The sequence below is a fragment of the Embleya sp. NBC_00888 genome, assembly GCF_045207655.1.
Taxonomy (GTDB): Bacteria; Actinomycetota; Actinomycetes; order Streptomycetales; family Streptomycetaceae; genus Embleya.
Window position 1 is genome coordinate 1,060,956 of record NZ_CP108784.1, and the last position, 19,278, is coordinate 1,080,233.

At 72.6% G+C, this 19,278-nt stretch carries 21 protein-coding genes; 13 read left to right on the top strand and 8 right to left on the bottom strand.

The genetic code is table 11. The features are described 5' to 3' along the window. Positions 1 to 78: 78 nt before the first annotated feature. Positions 79 to 885: an arylamine N-acetyltransferase gene (locus OG948_RS03995; protein ID WP_406293876.1), complete on the top strand. Its 807-nt coding sequence runs from the start codon at positions 79 to 81 to the stop codon at positions 883 to 885. Positions 886 to 912: 27 nt separating this feature from the next. On the opposite strand, the gene OG948_RS04000 is transcribed toward OG948_RS03995, so the two are convergent. Beyond that, on the bottom strand, positions 913 to 1,809 hold the full coding sequence (locus OG948_RS04000) for an RNA polymerase sigma-70 factor (protein ID WP_406293877.1): 897 nt from the start codon (positions 1,807 to 1,809) through the stop codon (positions 913 to 915). Between the two features lie 173 nt (positions 1,810 to 1,982). Further along, positions 1,983 to 3,245, bottom strand: a complete 1,263-nt coding sequence (locus OG948_RS04005) for an NAD(P)/FAD-dependent oxidoreductase (RefSeq protein ID WP_406293879.1) — start codon at positions 3,243 to 3,245, stop codon at positions 1,983 to 1,985. Between the two features lie 256 nt (positions 3,246 to 3,501). Between OG948_RS04005 and OG948_RS04010 the strand changes: the two genes are divergently transcribed. After that, positions 3,502 to 4,107: a hypothetical protein gene (locus tag OG948_RS04010; protein ID WP_406293881.1), complete on the top strand. Its 606-nt coding sequence runs from the start codon at positions 3,502 to 3,504 to the stop codon at positions 4,105 to 4,107. Next, positions 4,094 to 4,414 (top strand): winged helix-turn-helix domain-containing protein, encoded by a 321-nt coding sequence (locus OG948_RS04015; protein WP_406293883.1) that lies wholly within the window; start codon positions 4,094 to 4,096, stop codon positions 4,412 to 4,414. The genes OG948_RS04010 and OG948_RS04015 overlap by 14 nt, the downstream gene beginning before the upstream one ends. A 144-nt stretch (positions 4,415 to 4,558) precedes the next feature. Here the strand turns inward: OG948_RS04015 and OG948_RS04020 are convergent, their stop codons facing one another. Together OG948_RS04020 and OG948_RS04025 are read right to left on the bottom strand one after the other, a co-directional pair. After that, positions 4,559 to 4,936, bottom strand: a complete 378-nt coding sequence (locus OG948_RS04020; protein WP_406293884.1) for a DUF952 domain-containing protein — start codon at positions 4,934 to 4,936, stop codon at positions 4,559 to 4,561. A gap of 99 nt (positions 4,937 to 5,035) precedes the next feature. Continuing rightward, entirely contained in the window at positions 5,036 to 5,464 is a 429-nt protein-coding gene (locus OG948_RS04025; protein WP_406293886.1) for a DUF4440 domain-containing protein, read from the bottom strand. A 229-nt stretch (positions 5,465 to 5,693) separates the two neighbouring features. On the opposite strand from OG948_RS04025, the gene OG948_RS04030 reads away from it, so the two are divergent. Then, entirely contained in the window at positions 5,694 to 6,581 is an 888-nt protein-coding gene (locus OG948_RS04030) for a class I SAM-dependent methyltransferase (protein ID WP_406293888.1), read from the top strand. Between the two features lie 202 nt (positions 6,582 to 6,783). On the opposite strand, the gene OG948_RS04035 is transcribed toward OG948_RS04030, so the two are convergent. Further along, positions 6,784 to 8,421, bottom strand: a complete 1,638-nt coding sequence (locus tag OG948_RS04035) for an MFS transporter (RefSeq protein ID WP_406293890.1) — start codon at positions 8,419 to 8,421, stop codon at positions 6,784 to 6,786. A 213-nt stretch (positions 8,422 to 8,634) separates the two neighbouring features. On the opposite strand from OG948_RS04035, the gene OG948_RS04040 reads away from it, so the two are divergent. Beyond that, a complete protein-coding gene (locus OG948_RS04040; protein ID WP_406293892.1) occupies positions 8,635 to 9,633 on the top strand; it encodes a TetR/AcrR family transcriptional regulator C-terminal domain-containing protein in 999 nt (332 codons plus the stop codon). Between the two features lie 37 nt (positions 9,634 to 9,670). Here OG948_RS04040 and OG948_RS04045 read toward each other — a convergent pair whose 3' ends face one another. Continuing rightward, positions 9,671 to 10,099: a response regulator gene (locus OG948_RS04045; RefSeq protein WP_406293894.1), complete on the bottom strand. Its 429-nt coding sequence runs from the start codon at positions 10,097 to 10,099 to the stop codon at positions 9,671 to 9,673. A 170-nt stretch (positions 10,100 to 10,269) separates the two neighbouring features. Here OG948_RS04045 and OG948_RS04050 point away from each other — a divergent pair, with 170 nt between their 5' ends. The 7 genes from OG948_RS04050 to OG948_RS04080 all read left to right on the top strand — a co-directional run bounded on the left by OG948_RS04050 (position 10,270) and on the right by OG948_RS04080 (position 16,919). Continuing rightward, positions 10,270 to 10,926, top strand: a complete 657-nt coding sequence (locus OG948_RS04050; protein WP_406293896.1) for a class I SAM-dependent methyltransferase — start codon at positions 10,270 to 10,272, stop codon at positions 10,924 to 10,926. Positions 10,927 to 11,011: 85 nt separating this feature from the next. After that, the gene (locus OG948_RS04055) at positions 11,012 to 11,788 is read left to right on the top strand and encodes an SGNH/GDSL hydrolase family protein (protein WP_406293898.1); all 777 of its coding nucleotides are present in this window, start codon (positions 11,012 to 11,014) and stop codon (positions 11,786 to 11,788) included. Between the two features lie 138 nt (positions 11,789 to 11,926). After that, the gene (locus OG948_RS04060) at positions 11,927 to 12,772 is read left to right on the top strand and encodes a siderophore-interacting protein (RefSeq protein WP_406293899.1); all 846 of its coding nucleotides are present in this window, start codon (positions 11,927 to 11,929) and stop codon (positions 12,770 to 12,772) included. Between the two features lie 189 nt (positions 12,773 to 12,961). Then, positions 12,962 to 14,413, top strand: a complete 1,452-nt coding sequence (locus OG948_RS04065; protein WP_406293901.1) for a M1 family metallopeptidase — start codon at positions 12,962 to 12,964, stop codon at positions 14,411 to 14,413. A 163-nt stretch (positions 14,414 to 14,576) separates the two neighbouring features. After that, the gene (locus tag OG948_RS04070) at positions 14,577 to 15,836 is read left to right on the top strand and encodes an MFS transporter (RefSeq protein WP_406293902.1); all 1,260 of its coding nucleotides are present in this window, start codon (positions 14,577 to 14,579) and stop codon (positions 15,834 to 15,836) included. A 74-nt stretch (positions 15,837 to 15,910) separates the two neighbouring features. Further along, positions 15,911 to 16,465, top strand: coding sequence for a TetR/AcrR family transcriptional regulator (locus OG948_RS04075; protein WP_406293903.1), 555 nt, complete (start codon positions 15,911 to 15,913; stop codon positions 16,463 to 16,465). Between the two features lie 34 nt (positions 16,466 to 16,499). After that, a complete protein-coding gene (locus OG948_RS04080) occupies positions 16,500 to 16,919 on the top strand; it encodes a YchJ family protein (RefSeq protein ID WP_406293905.1) in 420 nt (139 codons plus the stop codon). 7 nt (positions 16,920 to 16,926) lie between these two features. Here the strand turns inward: OG948_RS04080 and OG948_RS04085 are convergent, their stop codons facing one another. Beyond that, positions 16,927 to 17,598 carry a B3/4 domain-containing protein gene (locus tag OG948_RS04085; protein WP_406293907.1) on the bottom strand — a complete coding sequence of 224 codons (672 nt, stop codon included), beginning with the start codon at positions 17,596 to 17,598 and terminating at the stop codon, positions 16,927 to 16,929. A gap of 62 nt (positions 17,599 to 17,660) precedes the next feature. On the opposite strand from OG948_RS04085, the gene OG948_RS04090 reads away from it, so the two are divergent. Then, positions 17,661 to 18,269: a helix-turn-helix domain-containing protein gene (locus tag OG948_RS04090; RefSeq protein WP_406293909.1), complete on the top strand. Its 609-nt coding sequence runs from the start codon at positions 17,661 to 17,663 to the stop codon at positions 18,267 to 18,269. 133 nt (positions 18,270 to 18,402) lie between these two features. Here OG948_RS04090 and OG948_RS04095 read toward each other — a convergent pair whose 3' ends face one another. Further along, positions 18,403 to 19,230, bottom strand: a complete 828-nt coding sequence (locus tag OG948_RS04095) for an MOSC domain-containing protein (RefSeq protein ID WP_406293910.1) — start codon at positions 19,228 to 19,230, stop codon at positions 18,403 to 18,405. Between the last annotated feature and the right edge of the window lie 48 nt (positions 19,231 to 19,278).

Genomic DNA, 19,278 nt, shown 5'->3' on the forward strand with positions numbered 1-19,278 from the left:
TGCCGAGCGGCGTCGGCATGATCATGACGGGGGCCGGCCGGCATGATCGGCCGCACGCACTCACAGCACGGAGACCCGATGGACCGCGATCGCGCCGACGCCTACCTGGCCCTTCTCGACGCCGCCCGCCCGGCGCGTCCCGACGCGGCTGCCCTGGCCGACCTCCAGTGGCGGCACCTGCTCGCGGTGCCCTTCGAGAACCTCGACATCCACCTCGGTCGGCCCGTCGAGCTCACCGAGGAGGCGATCCTGGCCAAGTTCCTGGACCGGCGGCGCGGCGGCTTCTGCTACGAACTCGGCGGCGGGTTCGCCGCCCTCCTGCGCGCGCTCGGCTACCGGGTCACCCTGCTCGCCGGGCGCACGTACGGCGACGAGGGCCGCGTCGGGATCCCGTTCGACCACCTGGCGCTGCGCGTCGACCTGGACGAACCGTGGCTCGTCGACGTCGGCTTCGGCCGGTTCACCCACCATCCGTTGCGCCTGGACGTGCGCACCGATCAGGAGGACCCGGGAGGGGTGTTCCGAATCCTCGACCACGAGAACGGTGAACACGGCGATCTCGACGTGCTGCACGACGGCGTGCTCCAGTACCGCCTGGAATCCCGCCCGCGCGAACTCCGCGATTTCGTGACCGGCTGCTGGTGGCACCAGACCGCCCCCACCTCGCACTTCACCCGCGCCCCGCTGTGTTCGCGCCCGACCCCGGACGGCCGGATCACCATCTCCGACCGCACCATCGTCCGCACCACCGGATCCGAACGCCGCGAGGAACCCCTCGCCGACGACGCCGCCCTCCTGGCCGCCTACCGCGACCTCTTCGGCATCACCCTCGACCACGCCCCGGCCCGCCCGAACCCCGCCCCCATCCCCTCCGCGACACCGTAGCCGTAGCCGTCCCCCCGCCCCCGCTCCTCAGCGCAGGGTGAGCGGGGTCTCGGATGCGACGCGGTTCAGCTTCTCCGGGTTGCGGACGTAGTAGAGGCCGATGATGCGGGAGTCCTCGATCCGGACCGCCATGACGCCGTCGACGACGCCGTCCAAGCGCACGACGAGTGCCGGGTTGCCGTTGACCACAGTGGGTTCACAGGTGAGCGTGCCGTCGAGCTTGCCGGAGCCGCCGATGTAGAAGCGGGCCACCTTGTCGGCGCCGAGCATCGGGTGCAGCGCGGCCCGCTTGACGCCGCCGCCGTCGCTCACCAGGACGACCTCGGGGGCGAGCACGTCGAGGAGACCCTGCATGTCCCTGGTCTCCAGCGCGCGCCGGAACGCCGCCACGACCGCACGGGCCGCGCTCGGGGAGACCGACTGGCGGGGGCGGCGGGCGTCGACGTGCCGGCGGGCCCGGTGCGCGATCTGGCGCACCGCCTCGGGGCTCTTGTCCACGGCGGCCGCGATCTCGTCGTAGCCGACGTCGAAGACCTCGCGCAGCACGAAGACGGCGCGCTCGGTCGGCGACAACGTCTCCATGACGAGCATCATCGCCATCGACACGCTCTCGGCGAGCTCGACGTCCTCGGCCACGTCCGGCGCGGTCAGCAGCGGTTCCGGCAGCCACTGGCCGACGTACGCCTCCCGGCGGCGCTTCATGGTGCGCAGCCGGTTGAGCGCCTGCCGGGTCGTGATCCGGACCAGGTAGGCGCGCGGGTCGCGCACCTGCTCCAGGTCGACCTCGACCCATCGCAACCAGGTCTCCTGGAGCACGTCCTCGGCGTCGGCCGCCGATCCGAGCATCTCGTAGGCGACGGTGAAGAGCAGGTTGCGGTGCGCGATGAAGGTCTCCGTCGCCTGGTCACCGGTGTGCTCGCTCATATCTGGCTCCCTCTCCTTCGCCTGTGCGGCGCCAGGTCGGCGACGGTCCGCCACGCGCGGGACCGCCGATGATCGCATCTCGTGCGGCGACGCCCCGCGACGAGGGTGTGGCCGCACGGGATGCGCTGCTGAGGCGTCGTGGGCGCACGGATCGACCACGAGTGCCCGATCGATCAGGCTGTCTGTTCGTCGAGCCGGCCGGCGCCGCCGGCCTCGCCGCGAAGTGCCCCGGCCGCCGTGCCGGTACCGGTGGTCGGCGCCTCGTCGCGCCGCGCCCGCAACAGTTCCCGGCGCTTGGCACCTCCCGAGACCCGGTGCAGGCCGTACGAACCGGGCTTGCCCGCCTCGCCGGCCAGGTGCTTGACGGTGCCGTCGCACACGAGGGCCTTGAGCCTGGCTCCGGGACGACCGCCGATGTGGAACCACAGCGCGACGTCGTACCGGTGCGCGAACTGGAAGATGCCGGCGCGGCGGCCCAGGCTGATGCACTGGCCGGCGAACACCTGGTTGAGGACCGCGGGTTGCTCACCCGCGATCCGGCTGAGCACGGTGTCGGCGGCGCGCGCGCCCAGCGGCATCGCGGCCTGGCAGCTCATCCGCAGCGGCAGGTCCGAGGGCGCCGCCGAGTCCCCGGCCGCGACGATGTGCGGGTCGTCCACGCTCGTCAACGTCTCGTCCGTGCGCAGCCGGCCCAGGGCGTCGGTGCGCAGCCCGCTGCGCGCGGCCAGGTCCGGCACGCCGAACCCGGCGGTCCAGATGGTCACTTCGCTCGGCACCTCACGGCCGTCGCCGAGTTCCACGGCGTCGCGCGTCACCGCCGTCACCTTCGTGTCGGGGCCGTCGAGCACGGTCACCCCGAGTGCGGCAAGCCGCCGGGCGACCGAGCGCCGCCCCCGCGGGTGCAGGTACGGGCCGAGCACCCCGCCGCAGACCAGGGTCACCGCGCGACCGCCCTCCGCCAGTTCGGCGGCCGTCTCGATGCCGGTCGGACCGGCCCCGACCACGGTCACCGCGGCCGTCGCCGGCGCGGCGTCGACGATCGACCGCAGCCGCCGCGCCTCCTCCAGCCCGGCGATCGGGTGGGCGAACTCGGCCGCTCCGGGTACGCGCGGGTCGGCGCTGCCACTGCCCACCGCGTAGATCAGGTAGTCGTACCCGATGGTGCCGCCGGTCGCCAGGCGCACGCTGCGTTCGGCCGGGTCGATCCGGGTCACGCTGTCGACCACCAGGCGCACGCCCTCGCCCAGGACCTTCGGGTAGTCGACGACCGCGTCGTGCGACCCGGCCACGAGTTGGTGCAGGCGGATCCGCTCGACGAAGTTCGGGCGCGGGTTGATCAGCGTCACCGTCACGTCGTCGCGCTGCGTCAGGCGGTTGGCCGCCATGACACCCGCGTATCCGCCGCCGATCACGACCACATCGGTGTTGCCGCTCATGGTGTCTCCTCCGGTCTTCAGGTGTTCGGCCTCAAGACACCTCCTGATCGAGTGTTGTGACAGTTTGTGAGCCAGGTCACTCCACGCGGGTACGTTTTTTCCCGCCGCGTGCGTTCGCCCACGCCCCCTCGGCCGGCCAAGCACCCCACCCCGCCGCTTCCTCAACCGACACCTTCAGGTTTGTGTCGCAAACCTGTTTGCAATGTGCTCGGCAAGCCGTAGAGTCTGTGACACAAACCAGTTTGGGAGGGGCGCGATGGATCGTGCGAGTCTCGAGTCCGCGGCGGCGAACTACTCCTACCTGAGGGGACTGCTCTCGATTCCGGCCGGTGTGTTGCTCGTCGTCGCCGGGCTTTCCAACACGAGGTGGGGGCCGTTGGACCACGCCTGGGTCACCTGGGCGGTCGGCGGCCTGATGGTCTTGGCCGGGGCGGCCTACCTGTGGATCAACCGCTACTACACGGAGACCTTCGGGCGGATCACCCCTTCGAGCCGCGACCGCACGCGGGCCGCGGTCACCGCCGCCGTCGGCGCGGCCCTGGTCGCGGGCGCGGTGAGTCTGGACTGGAACGTCGACCTGCCGCTCACCGCGACCACCGCCGTGTTCGCGGTGGTCATGTTCGCGTCCTACGCCGTCGCCATGCGGCCGAGGCCGCACCACGTGGCCGTCTGGGGCACGCTCGTGGTGGTCGCCCTGCTGCCGATCTGGGGTTATGTGGGGCCGACGGCCAGGATCAACGTGGGACTTATGCTCGTCGGCGTGGCAACCATGGTGACGGGAGTCCTCGATCATGCCGCGCTCGAACGCACCTTCGCCCCCGACCGGGCACCGGACCTCGGCGACGGCGATGTCGACGCCTAGCGACGGGCCGATCGTCGATCGGCTGATCCACGAGCCGGGCCGGCTGGCCATCATGACGGTGCTGTCCACGGTGGAATCCGCCGACTTCGTCTTCCTCCAGCGCGTGACGGGGCTGACCAAGGGCAACCTCTCCAGCCACCTGACCAAGCTGGCCGAGGCCGAACTGATCACCATCGAGAAGCGGTTCGTTCACCGCAAGCCCAACACCAACGTCGCGCTGACCCCGCAGGGCCGCGAGCGCATCGCCCGGCACTGGGAGCAACTCGACAACCTGCGCAACCTCTCGGGGCAATCCCTCCCCGAATAACCCCACTTCGACGCGCCCCCGACGCCGACCCGCACGCACGCGCCGCCCGCCCCGGGCGAACACCCGGGCGGCCGGCGCCCGGGTGTGCCCGCCCCCGTGCGATCACCGAACACCGATCTCCCGGCCGGCCCGGCTGCCCGCCGATCAGCCGCCGTGCGCCCGCAGCACCCTCAGAACGGCCTCGGCGACCGTGTCGCCATCCGGCGCAGCGGGCAGGTCCAGCGGCGCGGTCCACACCACCGCGGCCGGCTGCACGGCGCCGTACACGTGCGGGAACAATTCCCCACCCCGCGAGGGCTCCCAGCGCAGCGTCGAGCCGAGCGCGGCCGGATCCACCGCGACCAGGGTCAGCGCGTCGCGGCCGGCGAAGTGGCGCCGCGCCGTCTCGGCCACCTGCGCACCCGTGGACAGGTGCACGTACCCGTCCACCAGGTCGACCCCGGCTCCCTCGAACGCCCCGCGCCGCAGCGCGGCCGTCCATTCCTCGGTGCCCACCAGCTTGTAGACGATCTCGTCACTCATGCCCCGACCCTAGGGTTCGTCTTCGGTCCCGCATCGCCGGCCCGACGCGAGCACCTTCGATCCCCACCGCCGGCCCGACGCGAGCACAACGGCTCCGGTTCAGGTGCGCTCGACCCAGGTCTCGTGCAGATGCCGCCAGCGCAAGCCGTGCTCCGTGGCCGCGTCGCGTTCGAACACCACCGTCGCGGCCCGCGTGTCGCCGCCGCCGTCCGCACGCACCTGCACCTCGCGGTACGCCGCCACCACGAACTCGCCCGCCGAGGCCACCACGCGCACGTCCTCGATGGTGATCCGCAGCCCCGGCACCGCACCCCGCGCGCCGTCGACCATCGCGAGCACCTGCGGCCGGGTCAGCGTGCCACCGCCGGGTTCGACCAGCGTGAAACCCGGGGCGTGCGCGAGCGCGAATCCGCCCGAATCCCGGTTCGCGCCGGTGAGCAGACCCTCGATCAGCTCATGCAACCGGACGATCTCCGCCCGGCACGCGACCGCGTCGTCCACCGTCCGCCGCGACTCCGACACCGACATCCCACTCTCCCCGCAGTCGTCCTGCCGCACCACGCGTGCATCGCGCCGAACGACGCATCCGTCCTGCCCGGCAACGTACCGGAACCGCCACCGCCGCCGACCACATCGCGGCCGACCGTTCCCACCGACGTGGATTACCGCGCCCATGTGCCGACGTTGTCCCCCGCGACACGGACGATCGACCCGGCCGCCCACGGCAATGAGCGCCCCGACCTCGGGAGAACCAGCGATGACCACCCACCCCGGCCCCGACGACCCGTATCGGGACGCGGACGCTCGATACCTCGAACGCGAAGCCGAACTGCACGCCCCGTTCCTGGAACAGGCCGCCGCGCGTCTGCGCGACCTCGCGCTGCACGGCGACCACACGCTGGCCCGGGTGGACCGCATCCTCGACCTCGGCGGCGGCCCCGGCGTCGCCTCCTGCCTGCTGGCCCGCTACTTCCCCAACGCCGAAGTGGTCGCCGGCGCACCCAGCACGGCCCTGCGGGTACGCACCGGCGTCCGCGCCCGGCGCGAGGGGCTGGGCCACCGGGTCCGCACCCACCGCGTCGACCTGCCCGCCGACCTGGGCGCCCTGGGCAGCGCCGACCTGGTCTGGGCCGGCGACGTCGTACACCACCTGGGCGACCAACAGGCCGCCCTGGACTCGCTGGCCCGCGTACTCCGCCCGGGCGGCGTGATCGCGGTCGTCGAACGCGGGTTGTCCCCGCGCTTCCTGCCCCGCGACATCGGCATCGGCCGACCCGGCCTCCAGGCCCGCCTGGACGCCGCGCACGAGGACTGGTTCGCCGAACTGCGCGCGACACTGCCCGGCACCCGCGCCGCGGTGGAGGACTGGCCGGCCATGCTGGCCCGGGCGGGCCTGGTCCCCACCGGTTCGCACTCGTTCCTGATCGACCTGCCGTCGCCGCTGGACGCCGCGCCCCGCGAACACCTGCACGCCGAACTGACGCAGCGCCGGGCCCTGTTGGCCGACCGCCTCGACGCGCAGGACCGCGCCACGCTGGACGCGCTGCTGGACACCGACGCCGGCACCGGCATCCTGTGGCGTCCGGACGCCTTCTACCTCGCCGCGACGACCGTGCACACCGCCCGCGCCTGCACCCGGAGATGACCCGCGACGAACACCGCGGCCGAACCTCGCGGCGACACCCGACAGCCGACTCGGAACGCGGGCGGCGGGTAACGCGGCGGCGGGGACGAGGACGCGGCCGGCACCGAGCCGACCGCGTCCTCGTCCCCGCCGCCCCGTTCACCACCGGCGGTCCAACCCGCCGTTCACCGCCGGCCGTCCACCCCGCCCTTCACACGGCCGCTCACCGACCGCACGTCCCCCGCGCGTCCACCGCCTCCCCGACCCCGGCCTCCGCCTTGTCCCGCTCCGCGACCGAAGCCGCCACCGGCGTCGAAGTCCCCTCCTCCGCACCGGCGTTCGCCACCGGCACGCCCCGCAGGAAGCGCGCGCAATAGGCCGCCGCGACCACCATCACCACGGCCGCCCCGATCGCCGCCGCGTTCATCCCGTCGCAGAACGCGTCCCGCGCCGAGTCCACCAACGCTCGCCCGGAGTCCCCCGGCAGGTCCGCCGCGACCGCCTGCGCCCCGCCGAGCGTCTCCCGGGCCGGGCCACTGGGCGCCGTGTCGGCCATCGCCCGGTGGTAGACCGCGTCGCCGATCGTGCCGAGCAACGCCATGCCCAACGCGCCGCCGAGTTCGCTCCCCGACTCCAGCACCGCGGAGGCGGACGCGGCGCGGTCGGCCGGCGCGACGCCCATCGCCATCTCGGTCACCTGCGTCATCACCGCGACCACGCCCGCCGCGTACACCGCCGACCCACCCAGCAACAGCCCCAACGAGGAGTCCGACCGTGCCCCGGCCAGCACCGTGAAGCCGCCCGCGGCCAGCACGAACCCGCCGCACATCACCCAGACCCGATCCATCCGGCGGGCCAGCACGGTGGCCACCGGAGTGGCCACGGCCACCGCTCCCGACGGCACCAGGCTCCACAGCGCGGCCCGCAGCGGGCTCATCCCGAGCACCGACTGGAGGTACTGCGTGGTGAAGATGGCGAAGCCGACGATCGCGAACATCGACAGCACGTTGGCCACCACCGACCCGCCGAATGCCCGCATGCGCAGCAGTTCCAGGTCCAACAGCGGGTGGGCGGTGGTGAGTTGACGGCGCACGAACAGGGTGCCGACGACCAGCCCGAAACCGATGCTCAACACCGGCAGCGTGGCCGCGCCGGAGCGGGCGATCTCCTTGATGCCGTAGACCACCGGCAACAGCGTGCCCAGCGACAACACCGCGCCGATCAGGTCGAACGGCCCCTGCGCCAGGCCGCGATGGCGCGGAACGAACACCGGGACCAGGAACAGCAGGATCGCCATCGCCGGCACGTTGATCAGGAAGATCGAGCCCCACCAGAAGTGTTCGACGAGCAGACCGGACAGGATCGGCCCGAGCGAGATCCCGCCGGTCATCACGGCGGTCCACAGCGCGATCGCGGTCCCGCGCTGCTTGGGGTCGGCGAACATGGTGCGGATCAACGCGAGGGTGGACGGCATCAACGCCGCGCCGCCCACGCCCAGCAACGCCCGGGCCGCGATCAGCGTCTCCGCGTTGTGCGCGTACGCCGCGGCCAGTGACGCGCCGCCGAACAGCGCCGCGCCCACCAGCAGCAGTCGGCGCCGGCCGATCCGGTCGCCGAGCGCGCCCATCACGATCAACAGGCCGGAGAGCACGAAGCCGTACATGTCCAGGATCCACAACTGCTGCGTACCGGTGGGCTCCAGCGCGCGGCCGATGAACGGCACCGCGAAGTAGAGCACCGACACGTCCATGCTCACCAGCAGCAACGGCAGCAGCAGGACGGCCAGCCCGAGCCACTCCCGCCGCCCCGCCAACGCTCCGGGCCCGGACCCGGACTGCTCGGATGTCTCGATGGTCGTCATGGAACTCTCCCCCACTGGTGCACCTATACGGCGTACGCTTCGACGCGTACAGAGTAAGCACCTCCGCAGGACCAGTGCAACGAAGCCAAGTTCCCCGCAAATAAAGACTTCTCCAAGTAGTACACTCAGACTGGTGCACTACCTCGACGGCAAACGTGCCCTATAGTGCACTGACCGCCGCCCCCATGCCCCGACAAGCCCCGGGAGCCCCCGATGGCACGACCCACCACGCCGGCCTCCGCCCCGAATCCCGTGCCCCCCGCCGCCCCTTCGCTCCGGATCGCCGCCGAGTTGCGCCGCCGGATCGAGACCGGCGAATTGCGGCCCGGCGACCGGGTCCCCTCCACCCGGGCGATCACCGCCGAATGGGGCGTGGCGATGGCCACCGCCACCAAGGTCCTGACCGCACTGCGCGAGGCCGGACTGGTGCGCGCCGTACGCGGCGTCGGCACCGTGGTCGCCGAGCACCCCGACCGGTCGGCCCGCGCCGACCGGCCGGATCGCCCGCGCACCGCGGCCATCGCCGTACCCTCGGTGCACCCCCCGCGCACCGAGGCCGAACTCACCCGCGAGCGAGTCGTCTCGGCGGCCGTGGCGATCGCCGACGAACGCGGCCTGGCGGCGGTGTCGATGCGGCAGATCGCCGCCGAACTGGGGGTGGCCGCGATGACCCTGTACCGGCACGTGCCCGGCAAGGAGGACCTGCTCGCGGCGATGGCCGACAGCGTGTTCGGCGAAATCCCCCTGCCGTCCCACGAACGGGTGGGCTGGCGGGCCCGTCTGGAGACCTCGTGCCGGCTGCAATGGCGGATGTACCGCGAGCACCCGTGGCTGGCCCACGTCATGTCGATGACCCGCCCGCTGCCCACCCCGCGCGGCATGGCCCATGTGGAGTGGGCGATGGCCGAGTTCGAGGGGCTGCCGCCGAGGGTGGTGATACACATCGCGGTGACGATGCTGAACTACGTACGCGGCACCGCGGTCAACATCGCGGCCGAGTTCGAGGCCGAGCGCGCCACCGGCATCTCCAGCGAGGAATGGATGCAGGCGCAGGACGAGGCGATGGACCTGATCCTGCGCGGCGGTCACTTCCCGATGTACGCCGCCGCGCTGAGCGATCCGGGCGTGGAACTGGATCTGGACTCGCTGTTCGGCTTCGGACTCGACCGCCTGCTGGACGGCATCGCCCTGCTGGTCCCCCCGGCCGGGTGACCGGGCCGCGCCCGAACGGCCGGTCGTCGGCCGCGGTTCACCCGCGCGGCAGGGTCACCAGGCCCAGGAAGAACTCGTCGATCCCGCGCACCGCCTCCAGGAACGACTCGAGTTCGACCGGCTTGGTCACGAAGGCGTTGGCGTGCAGGTCGTAGCTGTGCCGCACGTCGTCGGGCGCGGCCGAGGTGGTCAGCACCACCACCGGGATGGTCCGCCAGCGCTCGTCGGCCTTCATCGCCGAAAGCAGCTCGCGACCGTCCATCCGGGGCATGTTCAGATCCAGGATCACCAGGTCCGGCCGAGGACTCGCGCGCAGCCACTCCAGCGCCTCCATGCCGTCCGCGACCCGACACAACGTGTGTCCGCCATCGCGATCGAGCAACGCCTCCTCGATCATCAACGCGTCGCCGGGATCGTCCTCCACCAGCAACACCGTCAGCGTTCGTGTCATCGCGGTCTGGCTCATCGCACCACCTTCGGCTCACGGCCCCGACCGACCCGCGACCCGGACCGGCACCCACCCAGCGAACTCGGCGCGCTCACCACCGACCCACACCCCGAAGGCTAACGCCTCCGGCCCGCCGGACAGCAGGGCCCGCCCGGCTCGCCGCGTTCGTCCTTGACGCCGTCCACGACATGGCCCATCGTGGAGCGTCGATCACGCTCGGCAACCAGGGGGAGTACGCCATGCGGATGAACACGGTCGAGAAGATCGTCGTCGCCAGTCCCCTCCGGCGGGCCCCGCAGATCTGGTACGAGACACCGCTGCTGCTGCGCCTGGGCGGCCGGCTCGACCCCGGCGCGCACGCCCTGGAGATCGGCTGCGGCACCGGTAGGGGCATCGAGCTGATCCTGAACCGCTTCGGCGCCGCCCGAGTGGACGGCATCGACCTCGACCACGCGTCGCTGGCCAAGGCCCGCCGGCGCTGGCACGGCAACAGCCGGGTGGCACTGGTCGAGGGCTCGGCCACCGATCTGCGCGGCACCATCGGCGCCGCGGACGCGAGTTACGACGCCGTGTTCGACTTCGCGATCGTGCACCACATCACCGACTGGCGCGCGTGTCTGGCCGAGGTCGGCCGGGTGCTGCGTCCCGGCGGCCGGTTCTACTTCTCCGAGATGACCGCCCGCGCACTCGCCCGACCCACCCTCGCGTTCCTGTTCGACCACCCCACCGAGGACCGCTTCGACGACCGGGGCTTCCTCGCCGAACTCCCTCGGCACGGGCTCGACGTGCTCGGCAGCAAGTCGCTCCTGGGCGACTACTTCTTCGGCGTGGCCCGCCGCCGCTGAGCGGTCGGCACCCCACCGCCGAATGGTCGGCACCGGGCCCCTCCTCCCGTGGATCGGCGCGCGCGGCGGCTAGGCTTTTCCGGCCATGCACACACCACACCCCACCTTCACGAACTTCGTCGCGGTCGGTGACTCGTTCACCGAGGGCATGTCCGACCTCGCCCCCGACGGCACCTACCGCGGCTGGGCCGACCTGCTCGCGGATCGGCTGGCCCTGGACACACCCACGCTGCGCCACGCCAACCTCGCCGTACGCGGAAAGCTGATCCGCCAGATCGCCGACGAACAGGTGGACGCCGCCGTCGCGCTCGGCGGCGACCTGATCACCCTCGCCGGCGGTCTCAACGACGTGCTGCGCCCGCGCTGCGACGTCGGCGCGGTGTGCGCGGTGTTCGAACAGGCCGCCGCCAAGCTCGCCGCCGGCGGCGCGCACCTGGTGCTGTTCCGCAGTACCGACCCCACCCGCCGGCTGCGCTCGTCGGCACGACTGATGCCGCGGATCGAGCAGTTGGTGGCCTTCGTGGACACCGTCGCCGCCCGGCACGACGCCACCGTGGTCGACCTGTTCACCGCCCGCGTCTTCGACGATCCCCGGATGTGGGCCGACGATCGCCTGCACCTGTCCACCGAGGGACACCGGCGCGTCGCCGAGGCCACCGCGCAGGCGATGGGCCTGCCCGCCGGGTTCGACTGGCGCGCGCCGCTGCCCGCCGCCGCGCCGCAGGCCTGGACGGATCGCCGGCGCGCCGACATGCGCTGGGCCCGGACCCACCTGGGCCCCTGGCTCGCCCGCCGCGTCACCGGTCGCTCCTCCGGCGACGGACGCCCGCCCAAGCGCGCCGACCTGACCCTGTGGCGATGAGCGACCACGCGGCACCGGGCGCGGGTCCCGTCGGGTGCCCGACGCGACCGGGGTGCCCCCCGGGGAACGGTTCGAGGTGCGATCAGGTTAGGTTTACCTAAGTCGCACAGCGCAGGTGACACGGCGAGGAGAAGCTCCATGGCGGAACGCCCGGTACGCAAGACCCGCAAACTGATCGAACTTCAGGTACACAGCACCGAACGGGTCGGCCCCCACCTGATCCGGATCGTCGCCGGCGGCGACGGTTACCGACACTTCACCGACAACGGCTACACCGACGCCTATGTCAAGGTGCTCTTCCCGCAGCCCGGGGTGAACTACCCCGAGCCGTTCGACATGGAGACCATCCGCGCCGAACTCCCGCGCGAGGACTGGCCGCGCACCCGCACCTACACGGTGCGCGCGAACAACCCGAACACCGGCGAGTTGACCATCGACTTCGTGCACCACGGCGACGAGGGCCTGGCCGGCCCGTGGGCGGCCGGTGCCCGGGTCGGCGACACGGTGCGGCTGCTCGGTCCCGGCGGCGCCTACGCCCCCGACCCCGAGGCGGACTGGCACCTGTTCGTCGGCGACGAGAGCGCCTACCCCGCGATCAGCGCCTCGCTGGAGCGGCTGCCCGCCGCGGCCAAGGCGATCGCGCTCCTCGAGGTGGGCACGTCCGACGAGGCCCCCACCGGCACCGTCCCGGCCACCCACCCCGACCTCGATCTCGACATCACCTGGATCACCCGCGACGCCGGTCCCGATCTGCTCGAAGCGCTGCGCGCGCTCGACTTCCCCACCGGCCGGGTGCACGCGTTCGTGCACGGCGAGGCCGGTGTGGTCAAGGAGTTGCGCCGACACCTGGTCGACGAGCGCGGCGTCGAGCGCACCGACATCTCCTTCTCCGGCTACTGGCGCAAGGGCCGCGACGAGGACGGATTCCAGGCGGACAAGGCCGCCGAGAAGGCCGCCGAACGCGAGGCCGAACAGCGCGCCTGACCCGCACCCGACCGCGCGAGGGCCCGGGATCCGCCACCGGATCCCGGGCCCTCGCGCGGTCGTGCGGAACCGTTTCCCTCGTGTGATCACCGAGAATCCGAGCAAACCCCTAGAACCGACCGGGCCACCCGAGTGAAAGCGCGCGTCGGGCACTACCGCGAGCGACGAAGCCGGCACAGGGTGGGGCGCATGAGACGTCCACCACACGCCCTCGTGGCCATCGCGACCGCCCTCACCCTCACTGCGGCCGGCGCAGCCGGCGCGCACGCGAGCGACGCTCGGCCCACTCCCGGCGCGCCCGGGATCGGCGACCCGCTGCTGCCGCTGAGCGGCAACGGCGGCTACCGCGTCGACCACTACACACTGGACTTCGACTGGCGGGCGCCCGGCGCGGCGTTCCCGGCGACCACCACCGTCAAGGCCACCGCCACCCAGGCGCTGTCCCGGTTCGACCTCGACTTCGCGGGCAACACGCTCGGCCGGGTCACGGTCGACGGCACGACCGCGACCGCCACCCGCGAGGGTGACGAGTTGGTGATCACCCCGACCCGCCCGCTGCGCAAGGGCCGCGCGTTCACCGTCCGGGTCGAGTACACCGCCGACCCCACCCAGCAGCGGCACCGCGACGACGCGATCGAGACGTTCGGCTGGATTCCCACGCCCGACGGCACGGTGATCTACCCGCAGCCCGACGGCGCCAAGATGATCTTCCCGAGCAACGACCACCCGAGACTGCGGGCCCGGACCACGGTCAACATCACCGCCGCCGACGACCTCACCGCGCTGTCCAACGGCACCCTCACGGACAAGCGTCCGATCGCGCCCGGCCGCACCCGCTGGACCTACGACAGCCGGCAGCCGGTGGCGGGCCAACTCTTCCAGCTCGCCATCGGCAAGTACACGCTGATCGACGGCCCGACCACCAACGGCACCCGGCTGCGCGACGCGGTACCGCCGGACCTGGTCGACCCGGTCGAGCAGTACCGCTCGCTGACGCCCCGTCATCTGGCCTGGGTGGAGAGCAGGCTGGGTCCCTATCCGTTCGACAGCTACGGGCTGCTCGTGGCGGACACCGACCTCGGCGTCGCGCTGGAGACCCAGTCGTTGTCCCTGATCCCCAAGGCCGACCTGCTCGGCGACAAGATCAACGCCGAACGCAACATGGTGCACGAACTCGTGCACCAGTGGACCGGCGACAGCGTGGCCATGGAGCGCTGGTCCGACCTGTGGCTGAGCGAGGGGCACGCCCGCTACTACGAGCGCGTCTACAGCGAGGAGAACGGCGGCGCCAACCTGGAGGCGCTGATGCGCGACACCTACCGGCAGCACGACATCTGGCGCCGGGACACCGGCGCGCCGGCCGAGCCCACCGAGCCCAACCTGTTCAAGCGCATGCGCTACGACGGTTCGGCGCTGGTCCTCTACGCGCTGCGCATCGAGGTCGGCGCGGACACCTTCGCCCGGATCGAACGTGCCTGGACCAGCCGCTTCCGCGGCCGCGCCGCGAGCACGGCGGACTACGTCCACCTCGCCTCCGAGGTGGCCCACCGCGACCTCGCGCCGTTCCTGAACCCGTGGTTGTACGGCGCCAAGACGCCGCCGATGCCCGGACACCCGGACTGGACCGTCGACCCGGCCTGAGCCACGCGGCACCGATGACGCGGCGGTCGGCCCCGGGGCCGACCGCCGCGTCCGCACGTCGGGCCCAGGCAACGCCGACGCGAAGCGACTTGGCGGACCGCACACCCCGTGATAGAAACTGGAACGAACGTCCCACTTTATTTTCCTATCGACGGGAACTCCCGTGCGTAACCCCTACCGAGAAATCTTCACCGCGCCCGGCGCCAAGGGATTCTCGGCAGCCGGCTTCATCGCCCGCATGCCCATCTCGATGACCGGCATCGGCATCGTCACCATGCTTTCCGAACTGCGCGGCGAGTACGGCCTCGCGGGCGCCGTGGCCGCCACCTTCGCGCTGTCCACCGCGCTGATCGCGCCGCAGATCTCCCGTGTCGTGGACCGCTACGGGCAGAGCCGCGTGCTCGTCCCGGCCACCGCCGTCAGCGTCATGGCGCTGGGCGCGCTCCTGCTCTGCGCGCGCTACGACGCCCCCGCCTGGACCCTGTTCGTGTGCGCGATACCCGCCGGCTGCATGCCCAGCATGGGCGCCATGGTCCGCTCCCGCTGGCTGGTCCTGTACCGCGGCTCGCCGCACCTGCACACCGCGTTCTCCTTCGAGTCCGTGGTCGACGAACTGTGCTTCATCCTCGGACCGATCATCGCCGTCCAGCTCTCCGTCTCCGCCTTCCCCGAGGCCGGCCCGCTGGCCGCGATCGCCTTCTTCACCATCGGCGTCCTGCTGTTCACCGTGCAGCGCGGCACCGAGCCCCCGCCGCACCCGCGCGCCGCCGGCAGGACCACGTCGGTGATGCGCATCCGCGGCCTCCAGATGCTCGTGGTCACCCTGATCGCGATCGGCGCCATCTTCGGCACCGTGGACGTGGTCACCATCGCCTTCGCCGAGGAGCACGGCCGACGCGGCTCGGCGAGCTTCGTGTTGGCCACCTACGCGGCCGGCTCCTGCCTGGCCGGGATCGCCTTCGGCGCGTTCAAGTTCGCCGCCCCGCTGCCCCGGATGTTGCTGATCAGCGTCGGCATCACCGCCGTGACCATCCTGCCGCTGCTGCTGGTCGGCAACCTGCCCGCACTCGCGGTGGCCGTGTTCTTCGCGGGCATGTCGATCTCGCCCACCATGATCCTGACCGTCAGCCTGGTCGAACGCCTGGTCCCGCCCGCGCGGTTGACCGAGGGGATGACCTGGACCACCACCGGCATCGGCATCGGCGTCGCGGCCGGCTCCTCGCTGTCCGGCCTGGTCGTGGACCACTTCGGGACCCGGGCCGGCTTCGGCGTCGCCGTCGGCGCGGCCCTGCTCGCCGCCTCGGTGGCTCTCGGTGGATACCGTGTGCTGCGCCGGACCGCGCCGCGCGCGGGCGGGACCACCGTCGCGGTCGGCGGCTCGCCGACCGGCGTCACCCCCGTACGAGAAGGTGAATCCCACTGATCGAGGAAGTCGTCGACGGCCGCCGGGCCAAGGGCGAACGCCGCCGCCGGGCGCTGATCGAGGCCACCCTGCGGGTGGTCGAACGAGACGGAGCGGCCGGCGTCAGCCACCGCACCGTCTCGCGCGAGGCGGGCCTGCCCACCAGCGCCTCCACGTACTACTTCGACGGCGTCGACGACCTGCTCACCGCCGCGCTCACGTCGTGCATGACCGCGGACGCGATCCACGTGCGCTCGATCGCCGCCGCCCCCGGCGACACCCGGCGCGCGTTGGCCGAACACCTGAACCACATCTGCACGTCGCCGGGCCTGCTGGTCGCCGAGTACGAGCTGTTCCTGCTCGCCGCGCGGCGACCGGAGTTGCGCGAGTCCACCGACCACTGGATGGCCGCGGTCACCGACTTCGCGCTGCGCTTCACCACCGACGCGGTCCGGGTCCGGGTGTTCGTCGGCGCACTGGACGGGCTGCTCATCCAGGCCCTGCTCACCGACGCGCCGCCCAGCACCGACGAGTGGGAGGCGATGATCCGCGATCTGTTGCCCGGGCCGTGCCTGGCACCGCCGACACCCTCCGGGTCCTCGGCACCCTCGGCGCCGTCGACCCCCTCGGCGCCGGAACACACCGGGTAGGCGCGGCACGGTCCGGTTGGGCCAGAATCGGGGCATGTCCCGACGCACCCCGCGGCCCCGACCGGACGCCGTCACCGCCGCCTCGCCCTGCCCCTGCGGCCTGCCCGACACCTACGGCGCGTGTTGCGGCGCGCGGCACGCCGGCTCCCCCGCGCCCACCGCCGAGGCGCTGATGCGCTCGCGCTACAGCGCGTTCGCCGTGCGCGACGCGGCCTACCTGCTGCGCACGTGGCACCCCGACACCCGACCGGAGCACCTCGACCTGGACGAGCGCACCCGCTGGCTGGGCCTGGAGGTGCTCGCGAGCACCGACGGCGGGCCGTTCCACCAGGAAGGCACCGTCGAGTTCATCGCGACCTACCTCGAGCGCGGGCAGCAGGACACGCTGCGCGAACACAGCCGGTTCGTCCGGTACGACGGCGCCTGGGTCTACGTCGGCCCGTTGCCTCGCTGACGAACGGTCAGACGCCGACCAGCCGGCTTTCGATCCGCACCGACGAGGACAGGTCGCGCAGCCGCTTGGCCAGATCCTCGCCCGCCTCGTGCAACGCGTCCAGGGTCATCGGCTCCAGCCGCTCGAACAGGAACAGCGCGTCGGTGGTGTGCTCGGTGATCCGGGTGCGCACACACTGACGCCAGTTCCATCGGCGACACGTGACGCCCTCGTCGTCGCACCACACCACCTCGCCCGGCGCGGGGTGGTCGATCGCGGGGATCCCGGCCTCCAGGACCTCGAACGGCTCGGTGCCCTCGGCCCGGATCAGCCGGGCCGCGCCGCGATAGCGCGACAGGTCCTCGCCGCCGACCGGCAACACGTGCCGCACCGAGACCGCGTTGTACAGGTCGACCAGGCGGTTGACCTCGGGCAGCCCGCCGCGCCGCATCAGCGCTTCCACCGAGCAGCGGGTGCGCTGCGGCTTGGCGCCGAAGGCGCGGTACGCCTGTCGCCACGCGGCCACGTTCGGATGTTCCTCGGGCGGGGTGGTGGGCAGCGACAGGGTCGCCTCGGCCAGCGCGGCGCGGGAGCCGTCGTCGCTGGGGCCGCCCGGCAGTCCGGTGGCGACCAGCGCGAGCACGACCGCGTCGGGGCGCAGCGCGTGCACGGCCGGGTCGATGGTGATGGACGTGAGCACGTTCGGGTTCTCCTCCGCGACTGGGCGACCCGGTCGGGCCGCGGTCCATTACAGTAGACCGCATGGAGCAGAATAATGACCCGCTGGCCGATCCCGGTCAACCCGCGGTCAGCCGCGCGATCGCGGCCAACGTCCGGGCCGCACGCACCGCGCGCGGCTGGTCGCTGGAGGCGCTCGCGGCGCGCAGCGGCCTGAGCAAGGGTGCTCTGGTGGGCGTCGAGCAGGGCCGGGGCAACCCGGGCGTGCTCACCCTGGCCCGGATCGCCGACGCGCTCGGCCTGCCGCTGACCGGCCTGGTCGACGGGGCGCCGGCGCCGGTCGTCGAGGTGGTCCCGGCAGGCGGCGGGACGCGGCTGTGGCAGGGCGCACACGGCGGCCACGGCGACCTGTTGATCGGCAGCGACCCGCCCGTCCCGGCCGAGCTGTGGCGCTGGACGCTGGCTCCCGGCGACGCGCACGTCAGCGCGGCGCACGGCGCGGGCGTCCGCGAACTGCTCACCGTCCTGGACGGCGTGCTCACCCTGGAGGTGGCCGGCGAGCGGGTGGACGTCCCGGCCGGCGCGTGCGCCCGCTTCGCGGCCGACCGGGCGCACTCCTACCGCAACGACGGCGCGAGCACCGCCCGGTTCATCGGCGTCGTGCTCCTGCCGAGCCGGTCCGACATCGGCTGACTCGGCCCGCTCTCGGCCCGCCCGCTCTCGGCGGACCCCGGGCCGCCCGGCCTCGGCCGGCCCGACCCCACTCCACCCCGGCCGGCCCGGCGGCGGCCGGCCCCGGGGCTTCCACCGCTCGTCCCGCCCCGGGCTACACCTCGGCCGTGCCCCATTCGCCGACCACCAGTTCGTCGCCCACCGACAACTTGCCCGGGCGCAGCACGGCGAACTTGGCGCCGAAGGCCACTCCGCCCGCGGCCGCGCGGCGGTAGCCGGCGAAGGTGCGCAGCGGTTCGGGGCCCGCCTTGGTCCCGGCGACCTGGTCCACCATCGTGACCGCGCAGCGGATCGCGAGCTTGGCGTAGCCCAGTTCCGCCTCGCCGACGCCGAACCGCCGGAGCCGGTCCTCGGTGTGCGGTTCGGACCACCCCTGGACCACGACGTTCGGCCGGAAGCGGTTCATCGGCAGCGGCGACTCGCCCCGCTGGGCCAGTCGCGCGTTGAGCAGATCGAGCGAGCCGCGGGAGAGCACGTGCAACGGGGAACTGTCCGCGTATCCGGCGGTGCCCGGGATCGCGCCGTCGGTCACCCGGTCGTGCTCCGGCGGCACCCGGACCAGCTGGCTGCCCACGCCGAGCGTGTCCGAGATCCAGTCGGCGACCGCGTCCCCCTGGTCGATGCCCCGGAACGGGTTGCCGAACAGGTCCACGTCGCGCCGGACACCGGCGGTGTCCACGTCGATCGTCACCGGCGCGACGCCGGTCCGGTGCAGGGTGAGGCGTTCGCCGGCGGTGTCGATCTCCGGGCGGATCGACGCCAGGAGCGGATCGCGGCGCTGGGTGCGGTAGACGCCTTTCGTGTCGACCACCATGAAGGCGCGGTCGTGGGCGAGTCCGGCGCGGGTCAACAGCGCCCGATCGCACGACGTCCCGGCGCAACCCTTGATCGGGTAGTAGGTGAGTTCGACGACTGTGGCCATCACCCGACACTATCCACGGCGTGCTCGCCCGGACCCGCCGGCCCACCA

Bases quoted from the DNA above. Each gene is read 5' to 3' on its own strand.
- OG948_RS04000 (WP_406293877.1), bottom strand. From the start codon at position 1,809: ATGAGCGAGCACACCGGTGACCAGGCGACGGAGACCTTCATCGCGCAC.
- OG948_RS04065 (WP_406293901.1), top strand. From the start codon at position 12,962: ATGAGACGTCCACCACACGCCCTCGTGGCCATCGCGACCGCCCTCACC.
- OG948_RS04035 (WP_406293890.1), bottom strand. From the start codon at position 8,421: ATGACGACCATCGAGACATCCGAGCAGTCCGGGTCCGGGCCCGGAGCG.
- OG948_RS04090 (WP_406293909.1), top strand. From the start codon at position 17,661: ATGGAGCAGAATAATGACCCGCTGGCCGATCCCGGTCAACCCGCGGTC.
- OG948_RS04015 (WP_406293883.1), top strand. From the start codon at position 4,094: ATGTCGACGCCTAGCGACGGGCCGATCGTCGATCGGCTGATCCACGAG.
- OG948_RS04010 (WP_406293881.1), top strand. From the start codon at position 3,502: ATGGATCGTGCGAGTCTCGAGTCCGCGGCGGCGAACTACTCCTACCTG.
- OG948_RS04095 (WP_406293910.1), bottom strand. From the start codon at position 19,230: ATGGCCACAGTCGTCGAACTCACCTACTACCCGATCAAGGGTTGCGCC.
- OG948_RS04060 (WP_406293899.1), top strand. From the start codon at position 11,927: ATGGCGGAACGCCCGGTACGCAAGACCCGCAAACTGATCGAACTTCAG.
- OG948_RS04005 (WP_406293879.1), bottom strand. From the start codon at position 3,245: ATGAGCGGCAACACCGATGTGGTCGTGATCGGCGGCGGATACGCGGGT.
- OG948_RS04050 (WP_406293896.1), top strand. From the start codon at position 10,270: ATGGCCCATCGTGGAGCGTCGATCACGCTCGGCAACCAGGGGGAGTAC.
- OG948_RS04025 (WP_406293886.1), bottom strand. From the start codon at position 5,464: ATGTCGGTGTCGGAGTCGCGGCGGACGGTGGACGACGCGGTCGCGTGC.
- OG948_RS04055 (WP_406293898.1), top strand. From the start codon at position 11,012: ATGCACACACCACACCCCACCTTCACGAACTTCGTCGCGGTCGGTGAC.
- OG948_RS04045 (WP_406293894.1), bottom strand. From the start codon at position 10,099: ATGAGCCAGACCGCGATGACACGAACGCTGACGGTGTTGCTGGTGGAG.
- OG948_RS03995 (WP_406293876.1), top strand. From the start codon at position 79: ATGGACCGCGATCGCGCCGACGCCTACCTGGCCCTTCTCGACGCCGCC.
- OG948_RS04020 (WP_406293884.1), bottom strand. From the start codon at position 4,936: ATGAGTGACGAGATCGTCTACAAGCTGGTGGGCACCGAGGAATGGACG.
- OG948_RS04040 (WP_406293892.1), top strand. From the start codon at position 8,635: ATGGCACGACCCACCACGCCGGCCTCCGCCCCGAATCCCGTGCCCCCC.
- OG948_RS04030 (WP_406293888.1), top strand. From the start codon at position 5,694: ATGACCACCCACCCCGGCCCCGACGACCCGTATCGGGACGCGGACGCT.
- OG948_RS04080 (WP_406293905.1), top strand. From the start codon at position 16,500: ATGTCCCGACGCACCCCGCGGCCCCGACCGGACGCCGTCACCGCCGCC.